Raw genomic sequence first — 14639 nt, forward strand, 5'->3', positions numbered from 1 at the left:
GCTGCTTCCGGGCTCAGCCGGCCCGGAAGCAGCCGGTGACGTGGTCGTCGACCATGCCGGTCGCCTGCATCAGCGCGTAGCACGTCGTCGGGCCGAGGAAGACGAAGCCGCGCTTCTTCAGCTCCTTCGCCATCGCCTTGGACTCGTCGGTGATCGCCGGGACGTCGGCCATCGTCTTCGGGCGCGGGTGCGAGGCGGGTGCGAACGACCACAGCAGGTCGTCCAGCGGCGTGTCCAGCGACGCGATGGCCTGCGCGTTCTTGATCGCGGCCAGGATCTTCGCCCGGTTCCGCACGATCGAGGCGTCCTGCATCAGCCGCTCGACGTCGGCGTCGCCGAACTTCGCCACCTTCGCCGGCTTGAACTGCTTGAACGCCTTCCGGAAGCCCTCGCGCTTGCGCAGGATCGTGATCCACGACAGCCCGGACTGGAACGACTCGAGGCAGAGCCGCTCGTACAGCTCGTTCTGCCCGTGCAGCGGCGTGCCCCACTCCTTGTCGTGGTAGTCGGCGTAGTCCGGGGTCGAATTGCCCCAGCTGCACCGCGCGACGCCGTCGGTGCCGATCAGCTCACTCATCCCCACCCACCGAATAGTTCTCCGCGAACCGCGCGAACCGCCGCAGCGACTGGCGCACCCCCAGCGCGAACACCGGCCGCACCACCGGCCAGCCGAGCCTGCCCAGCGGCCCGAACGGCAGCCGCAGGTGCTCGGCCCAGACGAACGTCGAGCGCGCCGCGCCCTTCGGGACCACCTGGAACACGCCGGTGCCGGACACGAAGCTGCCGAGGTGCCGGACCCCGCACCGGACCGGCGGCTCCCAGCTGGTGATCTCCATGGTGTCGGTGAAGCCGACACCGGCCACGCCGGTGAACGCCGAGAGCCGCGAGCCGACGCTGCGGCCGTTGCCCTCGACCACCTCGACCTCGGTGCCGAGCATCCACTCGCCCTGCCGCGCCCAGTCGGTCAGCGCGAGCCAGGTCGTCCCGGCGGGGGCGCGGACGTCGACCGAGAGGATCAGGTCCGTCACGGGGAAGCCTCGGGCGAGGACGTGCTCTCCCGCTCGCGTTCGCGCTGCTCCAGCTCGGCGACGCGGGCGCGCAGCTCGTCGAGCTCGGCACCCAGCCGCCGCATCACCCAGTCCACTTCGGACATCTTGTAGCCGCGCAGCACCAGCTGGAAGCGGACGTCGGCCAGGTCCTCGCCGGTGATGTCCTCCGCGGGCAGCCGCGTTGGCGAGCTGCCCGGCGGCAGCGGGGCGAGCTCCTCACCCCGGCCGAACACCACCGCGGCGAGCAGGAACACCACGGCCGCCACCAGCAGCATGACTACGAGGTAGATCAGCGCGGTCGTCACGCGACGATCGTGGCATACCCACCCCAGGATCGTCTCGCGAGCACGACGAGCCGGACCGAAAGCGCCACCCAGGCGAACATCAGCAGGGCGCACGGGACGCTGAGGAACAGCCGCGAGACGTCGACGACGCCGGTCGCGGCGATCAGCATGCCGACGGAGGCGAGGTTGACGCCGACCGCGAGCGCGATCAGCATCCCGCAGAACCGCGCGAGCCCGGTGCCGTCGAGGCGGCGGCTCAGCCAGCGGATGCCGAGCAGGGCGAGCACGCCGATCACCGGCACGACGAACACCGCGCCGTGGGAGGCGTGCGCGACGACCTTGTACCAGCCGGGCGTCGGCGTCGACAGCTTCGTCCACTCGCCGAAGGTGAGGATCCGGGCGTAGTCCCAGAGGATCTGCATCGCCGGGACGCCGATGACGAGCTTCCACAGCGTGCGGACGCCGCTGAGCATGCCCAGTTCGGCCTGGTAGTCGCGGGCGACGACGGCCGCCGGGCCGAAGTCGGCGACCGCACGGCGCTGCGCTTCCTCGTCGGTCCAGCCGCCCGCGCGGTAGGCGTCGGCGGCGTCGTGCAGGCCGTCGCGGGCCTCTTCCAGCAGGTCGGCCTTGAACCGGCCGCAGCCGTGCAGCCTGCGGTCCAGCTCCCCCAGGTACTCGTCGATCATGCTTCCAGCACTCCCCCGATGACCGCGGTGAACTCCCGCCAGTCCGCGCGTTCGGCGGCCAGCGCCTGCTCGCCGGAGCGGGTCAGCCGGTAGGTGCGCCGCTTGCGGCCGGACACGACGTCCCACTCGCTGGCCAGCCAGCCGGCCCGCTCGAGCCGGCGCAGCGCCGGGTAGACGGTGCCGGTGGGCAGGTCGAGCGCGCCGTCGGTGCGCAGCTGGAGCGCCTCGATGATCGCGTAGCCGTGCAGTTTCCGGCCGTCGAGCACCGCCAGCAGCAACGCGTCGAGGTGCCCGCGCAGGGTGTCCGCCTTCATGGGTACGCAGTCTACACATCGCCTCGCTACATGTAGGCAGGCTATGTGTAGCCTGGCTACATGAACGCTCTCCCGATCGCGAGACTCCAGTTCGCGACGACGACCTCGTTCCACTTCCTGTTCGTGCTGCTCACGCTGGGGTTGGTCACCTTGGTGGCCGTGATGCAGACGCGCTGGACACTCGGCGGCAAGCCCGAGCTCCTGCGGATGACGCGGTTCTGGGGCCGCCTGTACGTGATCAACTACGCGCTCGGGATCGCCACCGGCATTGTGATGGAGTTCCAGTTCGGGCTGACCTGGACCGGGCTCTCCACGTTCGCCGGCGACGTCTTCGGCGCGCCGCTGGCCATCGAGACGCTGGTCGCGTTCTTCCTGGAGTCGACCTTCCTCGGCCTGTGGATCTTCGGCTTCGGGCGGCTGCCCCGGTGGCTGCACCTGGCGCTGATCTGGCTGGTCACGCTGACCGCGTACGCCTCGGCGCTGTTCATCATGGTGGCCAACTCGTTCCTGCAGAACCCGGCAGGCAGCCGCCTCGAGAACGGCCGACTGCGCCTGGACGACTTCGGTGCGCTGTTCTCGAACCCGGCGCTGGTCGCCTCGCTGCCGCACGTGCTCAGTGCCGCGCTGGTGACCGGCGGCTTCTTCGTCGTCGGCGTCAGCGCGTGGCACTTCCTCAGGCGCACGGCCGATGTCGAGTTCTTCCGCCGCTCGATGCGGATCGGGGTCGTCACGGCGCTCGTCGGCTCGATCTTCGTGGTCAACCAGGGCTTCGCGCAGTTCGGCGAGCTGAAGGCGTACCAGCCCGACAAGCTGGACGAGCGCGTCGTCGGGATGCCGCTGGGCGCCATGATCGGGCTCGGGTTCCTGATGTTCGCCTGTTCACTGCTGGGCACCCTGCTGCTGGTCCGGGACTGGCTCACCAAGGCCCGGTTCCTGCACTACCTGATGGTCGCGGCGATCCCGCTGCCGTTCGCCGCGGCGATCATGGGCTGGCTGGTGCGCGAGCTCGGCCGCCAGCCGTGGCTGGTCTGGGGGAAGCTGCGCACCGCCGACGCGATCGCGGACGTCCCGGCCGGCCAGATCCTGTTCTCCTTCATCGCTTTCACACTGCTGTTCGCCGCGCTCGCGGTGGCCGACTGGGTGCTCATGGCGCGGGTCGCCAAGCGCGGCCCGGACCCGGTCGGCGCGCCCGCCGCACAGCCCGTTCTGAGCGGAGTCTGACCGGTGGCGATCTTCTGGTGGTGCCTGCTCGGCCTGCTGACCTGCGGGTACTTCGCGCTGGCGGGGTACGACTACGGCGTCGGCATGCTGCTGCCCGGCTTCGAGGCCGGCGAGCGGCGGCGGCGTGAGACGCTCGGCGCGCTCGGGCCGTTCTTCCTGGCCAACGAGGTGTGGCTGGTGGCCGCCGTCGGTCTGCTGTTCGGGGCGTTCCCGCACCTGGAGAGCGAGGTGTTCGCCGGGGCGTACGTCCTGGTCGTGACCCTCCTGCTCGGCCTGGTGACGTTCACCGCGTCGATGCAGCTGCGCAGCCGCCGCCCGGACGCCCGGCGCGGCGCGTGGACGGCGGGCATCGTCGGCGGCGCGCTGGTGACGGCGCTGTCGTGGGGCCTGTTCCTGAGCAACCTCGTCCTCGGGTTGCCCCCGGTCGGCGACGTGCTCGGGCTGTTCAGCCCGTACGCGACCGTGTGGGGCCTCGGGTTCGTCGCGCTGTTCTGCCTGCAGGGCGCGGCGTTCCTGGCCGTGCGGGCGCCGGTCGAGCTCACCGGCCGTGCGGTGCGGCTGGCCAAGGCCTTCTCGGCGCCGGCGCTGGCTTTCCTGGTGATCGCCTCGGGGTGGGGGTACTTCGCGCTCGACGGCGTTTCCGGGCTCGGCGCGGGGGCGGTCGTCCTGGCCTTCGCGGCTTTCGCCGTCACACGGGCCGGGCTGGCGGTGCGGCGGTACCGGGTCGCGCTCGTCGGGTCGATGACGCTGTCGGCCTGTCCGGCACTGCTCGCCGGGACGCTGCGGTTCCCCACCGTCCTGGCCTCGCCGGCACTGACGCTCGACCAAGCGGCGACGGCGCCGGAGACGTTCGCGGTGCTGGCCTGGTTCGCGCCGCCCGCGGTGCTGGTGCTGGTGGTGGTGCAGTGGCTGACCTGGCGCGCGCACCGCGGTCCCGTCGACCGGCACTCGCTGCTGCACTTCTAGGAGGACGCCGTGCCTGCTCTGCCCGGACTCCGGCGGTATTTGTCCTTCTTGGGCCTGCTCGGCGTGCTGACCGCCGGTGCGGTGCTCCTCCAGGCCGAAGGGCTCGCCACGCTGCTGACCGGCGGCGGGATCTCTCTCGCCCTGGTCGTGGCCATCGTGGCCCGGGTGCTGCTCTCCTGGGGCCACGGTGTCCTCAGTGGACGGTATGCGGCCTCGGTCCGCGGCGCTCTGCGGCTTCGCCTGCTCGGGTCCGCCTCGGACCGCGCGGGCGTCGTCGCGACGCAGATCACGCGCGGGGTCGATGCCACCGACAGCTACCTGACCGGGTACCTGCCGTCGCTGGTCGTTTCGGTGGTGGTGCCGGTCGCGGTGATCGTGCGGCTGTTCACGGCGGACCTGGCGTCCGCGCTGGTCGTGGTGGCCACCCTGCCGCTGATCCCGGTGTTCGCGGTCCTGGTGGGGAAACAGGCGAAGGCGGCGACGCAGTGGGAGCTGCTGACGAAGCTGGGCGGGCACTTCCTGGACGTCGTCCGCGGGCTCGGGACGTTGAAGGTGTTCGGCCGGGCGGCGGCCCAGGCGGCGACGGTGCGGTCGATGGCGGCCGCCCACGCCGACGCGACGATGAAGGCGTTGCGGGTGGCGTTCCTGTCGGCGCTGGTGCTGGAACTGGTGGCGACGCTGTCGGTGGCGCTGGTCGCGGTGCCGATCGGGTTCCGGCTGCTCTCCGGCGGCCTGGAGGCACGGCCGGCGTTGCTGATCCTGCTGCTGACCCCGGAGGCGTACCTGCCGCTGCGGGCGGCGGGCACGAAGTTCCACGCGGCGGCCGAGGGGCTGGCGGCGTTGCGGGAGGCCCTCTCGGTGCCGGTCGTCGTGTCCCGGCCGGCCGCGCGGACCCGGCGGCGGGGTGCGCCTTCGGTGGTCTTCGAGCGGGTCTCGGTGGTTTACGACGGGGTTCCCGCGCTGTCCGAAGTGGACCTCGCGGTGCCGGCCGGTTCGCGGATCGCGCTCGTCGGGCCCAGCGGGTCGGGGAAGAGCACGCTGCTGGCGGTGCTGCTGGGGTTCGTGGCGCCGACGGCGGGCCGGGTCCTGGTCGACGGCGTGGACCTGCGGACGCTGTCTTCGCCGGAGTGGCTGGCCGAGGTGGCGTGGGTGCCGCAGCGGCCGACGTTGTTCCGGGGGTCGCTGGCCTCGAACATCGCCCTCGGCCTGCCTTCGGCCGACGTCGCTTCGGCAGCACGGGCCGCGGCGCTCGATTCGGTGGCGGCCGGGCTGCCGGCGGGCTACCGGACGCCGGTCGGCGAGCTGGGCGACGGGTTGTCGGCCGGACAGCGGCAGCGGGTGGGGCTGGCGCGGGCGCTGGCCAGGACCTCGGCGGGGCTGGTGCTGCTGGACGAGCCGACGGCCCGGCTGGACTCCCGGACGGAGGACGCGGTCCTCTCGGCCACCCGGCGCCTGCTGCCCGGCCGGACCGCGGTGCTGGTCGCCCACCGCCCGGCGATGGCGGCACTGGCGGACCGGGTGGTCGAACTGCGCGACGGCCGGATCCGCGCGTAGGTGGCGGCATGACCATGTCCACAAAGGACGTCCTCCGGCTGCTCCGCGCCGCCCTCCTCGGGGCCGCCGCCGAGCTGGCCGCCCTGGCGCTCATGGCCACCGCGGCCTGGCTCCTGCTCCGCGCCGCCGAACGGCCGCCGCTCGCCGCGCTGACCGTCGCCATCGTCGCCGTCCGGACCCTCGCCCTCCTCCGCGGCGGCCTCCGGTACGCCGAACGGCTCGCCGGGCACGACGTCGTCCTCCGGTGGCTCGGCTCGCTGCGGACCCGCGTCTACCAAGCCCTCGTCCCCAGTACCCGGTACTCCGGCGGTGACCTCGTCACCCGGCTCGTGTCCGATGTGGACGCCCTGCAGGACGCCGTCCTGCGGTGGCTGCTGCCCGCCGGGGTGGCCGGGATCGTGGGTGCCGTCGCGGTCGGCGTCACGGCCACCGCGTCGGCGGCCGCCGCCGGGGTGCTCGCGGCCGGGCTGGCCGTCGCCGGCGTGGTGCTCCCGTGGCTGGTCGTCCGGCTCACGGCGGAAGCCGCCCGGGAAAGCGCGCCGAAGCGGGCCGAACTCGCCGAACGGGCCGTCGAGCTGGTCACCGGGCACCGGGAGCTCGTCGCCGCCGGGGCGCTCGGTGACCACCGGCAGCGCGCCGCGCAGGTCGTCCACGAAATCGCAGCCGGTGAGCGGGCGGGTTCCGGCCGGACCGCGCTGCTCGGCGCCGCCGGCGTGCTCGTCCAGCTGGGCACCGCCGTCGCCGTCGGGCTGCTCTGCCACGCCTCCGTCCCCAGGACCGCCGCCCTCACCCTCGCCGCGGTGACCGCCTTCGAGGTCGTGCTGCCGCTCATCGGCGCGGCCCGGCGGGTGCCGGAGATCCGCGCGTCCGCCGCCCGGGTGCGGGCCGTGTTGGCCGAACCCGCGGCCCCCGAAGGGACCCGGACCGCCGTCCGGGGCCATTTCCGGCTCGACGGGGCCGGCGTCCGCCACCCCGGCCGGGCGCCGGCGCTCAAGGGCGTCGACCTCGACCTGCCACCCGGCAAGCGCGTCGGGATCCTCGGGCCCAGCGGCGCCGGGAAGACGACGCTGCTCCGCCTCCTGCTCGGCAGCCTGCCGCCCACCGAAGGCCGGGTCACCCTCGACGGGCACCCGCTCGGCGAGTACCGGGACCTCGCGAAGGTCATCACGGCCGCCGAGGCCGACGCCCACGTCTTCGACACGACCGTCCGCGAGAACCTCCTGCTCGCCAAGCCGGACGCGACCGACGACCAGCTGCGGGCGGCCTGCGAGACCGCCGGGTTCGACCTGGACCTCGACCGCGGCACCGGCCCCGACGGCGACGAGCTGTCCGGCGGTCAGCGGCAGCGGCTGATCCTCGCGCGGGCCGTGCTGGCCGCACCGGACGTCCTCCTGCTCGACGAGCCGGTCGAGGGCCTCGACCCGGACCACGGCGACGCCGTCCTGGCGCGGGTCCTCGCCGAGGCGAAGGGCAGCGTGGTGCTCGTCACCCACCGCCCCGAGCACCTCCACGGCTTCGACGAAGTCCTCACCCTCGAGGACGGGCGCGTACTTCCCGCATCGGCGGCCGGTCGGCGACGCGGACGTCCGTGACGTCCGGCAGCCACTCCTCGTCGACCTGCACGAACTGAGTGAACGGCGCGTCGGCGGCCGGGACACCGCAGCGGTCCAGCGCCGTCCCGAGGATCTGGCGGGCCATCGGGCCCAGCTGGGCCAGCGACCGGTTCCGGTGCTTGCGGACACCCAGGTTGACCTGCGCGAGCCCGTCGAGGCCGTACCGCGCCTCGGCGTCGAGCAGCAGGCCGATCTCGACGCCGTAGCCGGCCGCGAACGGCACCGACTCGAGGAACTCGCGGGTGCCCGCGTACTCGCCGCCGAGGGGCTGGACCAGGCCGCCGAGCGCCGGGCGCAGCGCCGAGAGGACCGGGCGCGCCAGCAGTTCGGTGACGCGGCCGCCGCCGCTGCTCTCCAGCCGCAGCGGGCGGCGGTAGAAGCCCTTGACCAGGTGGACGCCGCTCTCGGTGACCAGCGGCCCGAGCAGCGACGGCACGAACGCCGGGTCCGGGTCGACCAGGTCGGAGTCGAGGAAGACGACGAAGTCACCACTGGTCGCGGCCAATGACCGCCACAGCACCTCGCCCTTGCCGGGCACCGGCGGCAGGTCCGGCAGGACGTCCTCGCGGCGGACCACCCGCGCGCCCGCGGCCTCGGCGGTTTCCACGGTGGCGTCGGTCGAGCCGGAGTCGACGACGACCAGCTCGTCGACGACGCTCCCGACCAGCGGACGCACCGACGCGACGACGGCACCGACGGTCCGTTCTTCGTCCAGCGCAGGTAGCACGACCGAAACCGTCCGGTCACCCTTCGCGGCGACGATGTCCGCGGGCGTCCAACCGGGCTCCTGCCACGTACGCCGCTCGAACCAACTCACGAGTAACGATCGTGCCATGCTGGGAGCACCGCCACCGAGGAGGAGGACCACTTGATCGCGCTGCTTGTCCGGTTCGTGCTGGGACCGCTCGTCAGGGCGGTGTACCGGCCCGAAGTGCACGGCGTGGAGAACGTGCCGCTGACGGGCCCGGTGCTCCTGGCGGCCAACCACCGCGCCGCCCTCGACACCGGCGTGATCACGTTCGCGACCCCGCGGCAGGTCAAGTTCCTCGGCAAGGCGGAGTACTTCGTCGGCAAGGGCCTCAAGGGCAAGGCACTGGCGGCGTTCCTCGGCGGCCTCGGCTACGTCCCGGTCGAGCGCGGCAACGCCCAGGCCGGCCTGGCGGCCCTGGAGGCGGCCCGCAAGGTGCTCGACGCGGGCGGCGTGTTCGCGATCTACCCGGAGGGCACCCGTTCCCTGGACGGCCGCCTGCACCGCGGCCACACGGGCGTGGCGGCACTGGCGCTGGCGACGGGGGCGAAGGTGGTCCCGGTGGCGTTGACCGGCACGGAGAAGCTGCAGCCCAAGGGCGCCCGGATTCCCCGGTTGGCGAAGATCGGGATCACGTTCGGCAAGCCGCTGGACTTCTCGCGGTACGAGGGCCAGGACTACGCCCCGGCGATCCGGCGGTCGGTCACCGACGAGGTGATGTACGCGATCCTGGAGATTTCGGGGCAGGAATACGTGGACACCTACCACAAGCGGCCGAGCGAGGGCGTGGCCTGAGCCACCGGACCGCGGCTCGGCCGGCCGCGGTCGGCTGACCTGCGGCCGGCGCTCACGGCGTCAGATGCCCGGCGGCTCCGCGGCCCACTTCGGCGGGGCCGGCGGCTCGTACGTCTCGAACCGGTCCAGCAGGGCCGCCGGGTCCGCGTCCGTCAGCAGGAGGTCGCGGTAGCCGGGCTGCACGAAGCCCTCCGTCACCATGTGGTCGGCGAACTCCAGCAACGGCCCGTAGTACCCGTCCACGTCGACCAGGCCGATCGGCTTGCCGTGCAACCCCAGCTGGGCCCACGTCCAGACCTCGAACAACTCCTCCAGCGTCCCGGCACCGCCCGGCAACGCCAGAAACCCGTCGGACAGGGCCGCCATCTTGGCCTTGCGCTCGTGCATGTCCGCCACCACGTGCAGCTCGGACAGGCCCGCGTGGGCGATCTCCACCGACGACAGCGCCTGCGGGATCACGCCGATCACCTCGCCGCCCGCGGCCAGCGCGGCATCGGCCACCACGCCCATCGTGCCGACGCTCGCGCCGCCGTAGACCAGGCCGATGCCGCGCTGGGCCAGGAGCTTGCCCAGCGCCGCCGCCTGCTCGGCGTAGCGGGGCGAGAGGCCCATCGACGAACCGCAGAAGACACAGATCCGCCGCATCAGTGCGTGTCCTCCCACGCCTGGTAGGACTCCTGGACCACGCGGACGGCGTCGTCGATGTCGTCGGTGACGTGCAGCAGGTCCAGGTCGTGCGGGCTGATCTTGCCCTCGGCCATGACCGAGTTCTTGATCCAGTCGTACAGCCCGCCCCAGTACGCGCTGCCGAACAGCACCACCGGGAACTTCGTGACCTTCTTCGTCTGCACCAGGGTCAGCGCCTCGAACAGCTCGTCGAGCGTGCCGAAGCCGCCGGGGAGGCAGATGAAGGCCTGCGAATACTTGATGAACATCGTCTTGCGGGCGAAGAAGTAGCGGAAGTTGACGCCAAGGTCGACCCACGGGTTCAGGCCCTGCTCGAACGGCAGCTCGATGCCGAGCCCGACGGAGAAGCCGCCGGCCTCGGCCGCGCCTCGGTTGACCGCCTCCATCGCGCCCGGGCCGCCGCCGGTCATCACGGCGAAGCCGGCGTCGGCCAGTGCGCCGCCGATCTTGCGGCCGAGCTCGTACTCCGGGTTGTCGCGCTTGGTGCGGGCCGAGCCGAACACGGTGACCGCGCGCGGGACCTCGGCGAGCGCGCCGAAGCCCTCGACGAACTCGGCCTGGATCCGCAGGACGCGCCACGGGTCGGTGTGCACCCAGTCGCTCGGGCCGCGCGAGTCCAGGAGCCGCTGGTCGGTGGTGCTGCCCTGGTCGCGGCGGTCGCGACGCAGCACGACCGGGCCCTTGTGCCGCTCCACCGGGCGTTCGGGGTACTGGCCGTCCGGCCATTCAGACTGTTCGCTCACTACGCCATGCTAAGGCCTGCCCACCGGCGGAAAGGGCGGCAACGCCGTGGCGGCGCGGCCCGGTGGCGGGCGGATTGCCGGGCCGTGAACCCGGGGTGTCCCTCCACAGTGGATGGTCCGGGGCCGCGCTGGACACCGGCCGGAGTCTTGCCATATATTTCAGTCGTGACTGAAACAACTAGCATAATAACGAGACCAGAACCCGTGGTGTTCACCAGCCTCGGCACCCGCTGCGCGGGCGACCTCTACGTGCCGGACGAGGTGTCCGCGGACGCACCGGCCCCGGCGCTGGTGCTCGGGCACAGCGGCGTGATGGTGAAGGAGGCGCTGGCCTTCTTCGCGCCCTACTTCGTGGCGGCGGGCTTCGTCGTGCTGGCCATCGACTACCGCACGGTCGGGTCGAGCGAGGGCGAGCCGCGCGGGCTGGACTACCCCGAGCGGCAGGTCGAGGACTTCCGCAGCGCCATCTCCTACCTGCAGACCCGGCCGGAGGTGCAGCCCGAACGCATCGGCCTCTGGGGCGTCAGCATCGGTGGCTCGGTCGCCGTCCAGGCCGCCGTGCTCGACCGGCGCGCGAAGTGCGTCGTCGTGCAGAGCCCCAGCGTGTGGAACGGGTGGCGGTACCTGGAACGGCTGCTCGGCCGGAACGGGCTGCACGCACTGCGCGGGCGGCTCGACGAGGACTGGCAACGCCGCTACGAGACCGGCGAGAGCGCCCGGGTCCCGCACTTGAACCTGGACCACGAGAACGCCAAGGGCGCCCAGGACCTGTCGATGGAGCTGTATCCCACCTACCGCAACGAAAAGACCCTCGACTCCACCGAGCACCTGCTCACGTTCGCGCCGGAAAACCTGATCGACCGGCTCACGCCGACGCCGCTGCTGATGATCGCCAACGGCGGCCACGACCCGTACCACCTGCTCGAGGAAGCCCAGTCCGCCTTCGCCAGGGCCGGGGAGCCCAAGCGGCTGGCCGTCCTGCCCTACGACGTCCTCGGCCTCTACACCGGCCCCGGGCTCGAGGAGGCCATGGCACTGGCCGTCGAGTGGTTCGACCGCTACCTGCGCCGGACCCGCCTGGCCACCACCACCCCGGCGCCCACCCCCGAGTCCGTCGCCGCTATGAAACGGTGAGCAGCGGACACAGGGAGTGAGGCGTCATGGGCGACGAACGGCAGGACCGGCTCATGCGGTGGGTGGAACGGGTGGCCACCTTCTGCGTGGAGGAGTGGGGGCTGCCCCCGATCACCGGGCGGGTCCTCGGCTGGCTCATGATCTGCGACCCGCCCGAGCAGTCCGCCGGTGCGATCGCCGACACCATCCAGGCCAGCCGGGCGTCGCTGACGTCCAACATGCGCCTGCTCACCACCATCGGGCTGGTGCGCAAGGTCCGCCACCCCGGCGACCGCACCGCCTACTACCGCATCGAGGACGACGCCTGGCACAAGGTCGTCCAGCGCAAGCTCGAGAGCATCGGCTCGTTCGGCGACATCGCCGACGAAGGCTTCGCCATCACCGGCCGGGAAGGCACCGGCACCGAGCGCATCAAGGCGGCCAAGGAGTCCCTGACCTGGCTACGGGACATCGCCGCCCGCAACCCTCCTGACCATTAGGAATCCCATGCCTGTTCCACTCCGCCTGGACCCGGTCCGGGAAACCCTGCTGCTCACGTTGTCCGCCCGCGCCCTCGACAGCCGGGCACCGGCCCCGATCCTCGGCGACGCCGGGGCAGCGGCGGTCGCCGACCGGATCGCCGAGGACACCGGCTACGACTTCCGGAAGCTCAAGCTCAAGCCGAGCCTCGTCACCAGCACCGCGCTGCGCGCCCGGAAGCTCGACGACGTCGTCCGCCGGTTCGCCGCCGCGCACCCCGGCGCGGTCGTCGTCGACCTCGGCTGCGGGCTCGACACCCGGTGGGCCCGCTGCCGCCCGCCGACGGGCGTCGACTGGTACGACGTCGACTTCCCCGACGTCATCGAGCTGCGCCGGCGGTACCTCCCGGACCGGACGCACCTGGTCGCCGCCGACGTCACCGAGCCCGGCTGGCTGCAGGTCCTGCCCGAAGACCGGCCCGCCGTGCTGGTGGCCGACGGGCTGCTGCCGTTCCTGCCCGGCGATTCCTTCCGGACCACGGTCCGCCGGCTGACCGAGCGGCTCCCGAGCGGGGAACTCGCCCTGAACGGCTACACCCGCTTCGCGGCCTGGGCGATGAAGTACCACCCGTCGGTCAAGGCCCTCGGCATCGCCGCCGCCCAGGGCTTCGACGACCCGCGCGAGCCGGAACACTGGGACGCCGGCCTCACCCTCGCCGAGGAACAGCTCCTCACCCGGGCTCCGGAAGTGGCCGCGTTCCCGCAGCCCCTGCGAGCGCTCACCCGCTTGGTGGCGCTCAGCACCGGGCTGTCCCGCCAGGGCGCACGCATCCTCCGCTACCGGTTCTGATTCCGGCGGAAGACGCGGTGGGAGCACACCCCAGCCGGGCCGAGCGCCCCAGGCAAGGAGACCGCCCGAGGTGTCACCGCCAGAAAGCGCTCTCCTGAACAGCCGTCGTCGGGGATATGTCCGTTTCCGCGGCTGCCGCGCCGATGACCTACCGTGGGGAGGTGACCAGTGCCCCCGCCGAACCGCTCGGAGCGCGGATCCGGCGGCTGCGCACCGGCCGCGGCTGGACCCAGCGCGAGCTGGCCGAGCCGGGCTACGACCGCGGGTTCCTGGCGAAGGTCGAGACCGGCAGCCGCCCGCCGTCGGAGGAGATGCTGGCCTACCTGGCGCAGCGGCTCGGGCTGACCGTCGACGAGCTGCGGTTCGGCCGCCCGCCCGGCGTCGCCGGCGAGCTGCGCGCGGCGCTCGACGAGGGCTACCGCGACCTGGAGCAGGGCCGGGTCGCCGCCGCGGAGGCGCGGTTCGCCGCCGTCGGCAAGCAGGCGGCGGGCTACCACCTCGACGACGTCGAGTGCTACGCACGCTTCTGCCAGGCCGAGGTCAAGTGGCAGCTCTTCGACGTCTCGGGGGCGCAGCGGGCGCTGGAGCACGCGGAGGAGCTGGCCGGGTCGGCGCCGCCGTGGCTGGCGGCGATGATCGTGCACCGGTGGGCGGGCTGCCGGTTCCAGAGCGGCGACCCGGGCCCGGCGATCGCGCGGATCGAAGCCGGGCTGGCGGCCCGGCCCGCCGACCCGGACGCGGAGTTGTGCCTGCTCACGGCGTTGATCCACCCCCTGATGGAGATGGGCGGCCTGCACCGGGCCCGCCGCGCGGCCGAGGACGGGCGGCGGCTGGCGCGGGCGGCGACGCGGCCGGACTTCGTCGCGCGGTTCCACCGGCAGGCGTCGCAGGTGTGGCAGGCGACCGGCCGGGCGGACCGGGCGGACGCGGACCTGACCGAGGCGTGCCGGCTCTTCGCGTCGGTGGGGTTCGAGCGCGACGCGGCCCGCTGCCGCTGGGCCCGCGGCTACCTGCTGCGCCACCTGGGCCGCCTCGACGAGGCCCGCGCGGAGCTCGCGGCGGCCCGCGACCAGCTGGCGGCGATCGGCGCGGACGAGGGCTTCGCCGGGGCGACGCTCGAACTGGCCGAGGTCCGGCTCCGGCAGGGCGCTCCGGAGGAGGCGGCGAGCCTGGTGTCCGAGGTCCGGGCGCTGCTGGCCCGCGACGTCGAATCGCTGGCCGAGGCGACGAGCCTGCTCGGCCAGGTAGCCCGGGCCCGCGGCGACCTGGAGGCGGCGGCCCGGCTGCTGCGCGAGGCCTTCGGGATCCAGACCGGGGCGTCCTTGCACGGCGCGGCGGTTTCGACGGCCCTGCGGCTCGGCGACACGCTCCGGCAACGTGGTCATCTGGACGAGGCCGTCGAGGCCTACCGCCGCGGGCTGGACTCGGCGGCCCGCGCCGAATAGCGGACCAGCGGGCTCAGTGGTCCGAACCAAAGCAACTTCCCTACTAAAGTCTGTGAATTGGTTCAGACCAGTCTGCACCGTCGTTCCGACCT

The 14639-nt window shown here is 72.9% G+C and carries 17 protein-coding genes; 9 read left to right on the top strand and 8 right to left on the bottom strand.

The annotated features are described in order from the left end of the window. Positions 1-13: 13 nt before the first annotated feature. Genes HUT10_RS22090 through HUT10_RS22110 form a run of 5 tightly spaced genes read right to left on the bottom strand, consistent with a single transcriptional unit; the run spans position 14 to position 2333 of the window. Positions 14-577 carry a DNA-3-methyladenine glycosylase I gene (locus HUT10_RS22090; RefSeq protein ID WP_176172972.1) on the bottom strand — a complete coding sequence of 188 codons (564 nt, stop codon included), beginning with the start codon at positions 575-577 and terminating at the stop codon, positions 14-16. Further along, positions 570-1028 carry an SRPBCC family protein gene (locus HUT10_RS22095; protein WP_176172973.1) on the bottom strand — a complete coding sequence of 153 codons (459 nt, stop codon included), beginning with the start codon at positions 1026-1028 and terminating at the stop codon, positions 570-572. The genes HUT10_RS22090 and HUT10_RS22095 overlap by 8 nt, the downstream gene beginning before the upstream one ends. After that, the gene (locus HUT10_RS22100) at positions 1025-1354 is read right to left on the bottom strand and encodes a DivIVA domain-containing protein (protein ID WP_176172974.1); all 330 of its coding nucleotides are present in this window, start codon (positions 1352-1354) and stop codon (positions 1025-1027) included. The genes HUT10_RS22095 and HUT10_RS22100 overlap by 4 nt, the downstream gene beginning before the upstream one ends. Next, on the bottom strand, positions 1351-2019 hold the full coding sequence (locus HUT10_RS22105) for a permease prefix domain 1-containing protein (RefSeq protein WP_176172975.1): 669 nt from the start codon (positions 2017-2019) through the stop codon (positions 1351-1353). Before HUT10_RS22105 ends, HUT10_RS22100 begins: the two co-directional genes overlap by 4 nt. Beyond that, positions 2016-2333, bottom strand: a complete 318-nt coding sequence (locus HUT10_RS22110) for a helix-turn-helix transcriptional regulator (RefSeq protein WP_176172976.1) — start codon at positions 2331-2333, stop codon at positions 2016-2018. Before HUT10_RS22110 ends, HUT10_RS22105 begins: the two co-directional genes overlap by 4 nt. A 60-nt stretch (positions 2334-2393) precedes the next feature. Here HUT10_RS22110 and HUT10_RS22115 point away from each other — a divergent pair, with 60 nt between their 5' ends. The 4 genes from HUT10_RS22115 to cydC are packed head-to-tail and all read left to right on the top strand — an operon-like array spanning position 2394 to position 7666. Next, positions 2394-3554: a cytochrome ubiquinol oxidase subunit I gene (locus HUT10_RS22115; protein WP_176172977.1), complete on the top strand. Its 1161-nt coding sequence runs from the start codon at positions 2394-2396 to the stop codon at positions 3552-3554. A gap of 3 nt (positions 3555-3557) precedes the next feature. Further along, positions 3558-4520: a cytochrome d ubiquinol oxidase subunit II gene (locus tag HUT10_RS22120; protein ID WP_176172978.1), complete on the top strand. Its 963-nt coding sequence runs from the start codon at positions 3558-3560 to the stop codon at positions 4518-4520. A gap of 9 nt (positions 4521-4529) precedes the next feature. Then, complete coding sequence (gene cydD / locus HUT10_RS22125; RefSeq protein ID WP_176172979.1) at positions 4530-6074, top strand: thiol reductant ABC exporter subunit CydD; 1545 nt, start codon at positions 4530-4532, stop codon at positions 6072-6074. Between the two features lie 14 nt (positions 6075-6088). Beyond that, positions 6089-7666: a thiol reductant ABC exporter subunit CydC gene (gene cydC, locus HUT10_RS22130; protein ID WP_176177940.1), complete on the top strand. Its 1578-nt coding sequence runs from the start codon at positions 6089-6091 to the stop codon at positions 7664-7666. On the opposite strand, the gene HUT10_RS22135 is transcribed toward cydC, so the two are convergent. Continuing rightward, a complete protein-coding gene (locus tag HUT10_RS22135) occupies positions 7602-8504 on the bottom strand; it encodes a glucosyl-3-phosphoglycerate synthase (RefSeq protein ID WP_176172980.1) in 903 nt (300 codons plus the stop codon). The genes cydC and HUT10_RS22135 overlap by 65 nt on opposite strands. A 51-nt stretch (positions 8505-8555) precedes the next feature. On the opposite strand from HUT10_RS22135, the gene HUT10_RS22140 reads away from it, so the two are divergent. Then, positions 8556-9230 (top strand): 1-acyl-sn-glycerol-3-phosphate acyltransferase, encoded by a 675-nt coding sequence (locus HUT10_RS22140; protein ID WP_176172981.1) that lies wholly within the window; start codon positions 8556-8558, stop codon positions 9228-9230. A 60-nt stretch (positions 9231-9290) separates the two neighbouring features. Here the strand turns inward: HUT10_RS22140 and HUT10_RS22145 are convergent, their stop codons facing one another. Continuing rightward, on the bottom strand, positions 9291-9875 hold the full coding sequence (locus HUT10_RS22145; protein ID WP_176172982.1) for a TIGR00730 family Rossman fold protein: 585 nt from the start codon (positions 9873-9875) through the stop codon (positions 9291-9293). Further along, positions 9875-10660 (bottom strand): TIGR00730 family Rossman fold protein, encoded by a 786-nt coding sequence (locus HUT10_RS22150; protein ID WP_176172983.1) that lies wholly within the window; start codon positions 10658-10660, stop codon positions 9875-9877. The genes HUT10_RS22145 and HUT10_RS22150 overlap by 1 nt, the downstream gene beginning before the upstream one ends. Positions 10661-10864: 204 nt before the next feature. Between HUT10_RS22150 and HUT10_RS22155 the strand changes: the two genes are divergently transcribed. The 4 genes from HUT10_RS22155 (at position 10865) to HUT10_RS22170 (ending at position 14547) form a co-directional block, all read left to right on the top strand. After that, complete coding sequence (locus HUT10_RS22155; protein WP_254896977.1) at positions 10865-11794, top strand: alpha/beta hydrolase; 930 nt, start codon at positions 10865-10867, stop codon at positions 11792-11794. 26 nt (positions 11795-11820) lie between these two features. Then, positions 11821-12273 carry a GbsR/MarR family transcriptional regulator gene (locus tag HUT10_RS22160; RefSeq protein ID WP_176172984.1) on the top strand — a complete coding sequence of 151 codons (453 nt, stop codon included), beginning with the start codon at positions 11821-11823 and terminating at the stop codon, positions 12271-12273. 7 nt (positions 12274-12280) lie between these two features. Next, positions 12281-13102, top strand: a complete 822-nt coding sequence (locus HUT10_RS22165) for a class I SAM-dependent methyltransferase (RefSeq protein ID WP_176172985.1) — start codon at positions 12281-12283, stop codon at positions 13100-13102. Between the two features lie 143 nt (positions 13103-13245). Further along, positions 13246-14547: a tetratricopeptide repeat protein gene (locus HUT10_RS22170; protein ID WP_176172986.1), complete on the top strand. Its 1302-nt coding sequence runs from the start codon at positions 13246-13248 to the stop codon at positions 14545-14547. The last annotated feature ends 92 nt before the right edge of the window (positions 14548-14639 follow it).

Source organism: Amycolatopsis sp. Hca4, from assembly GCF_013364075.1.
Classification (GTDB): Bacteria; Actinomycetota; Actinomycetes; order Mycobacteriales; family Pseudonocardiaceae; genus Amycolatopsis.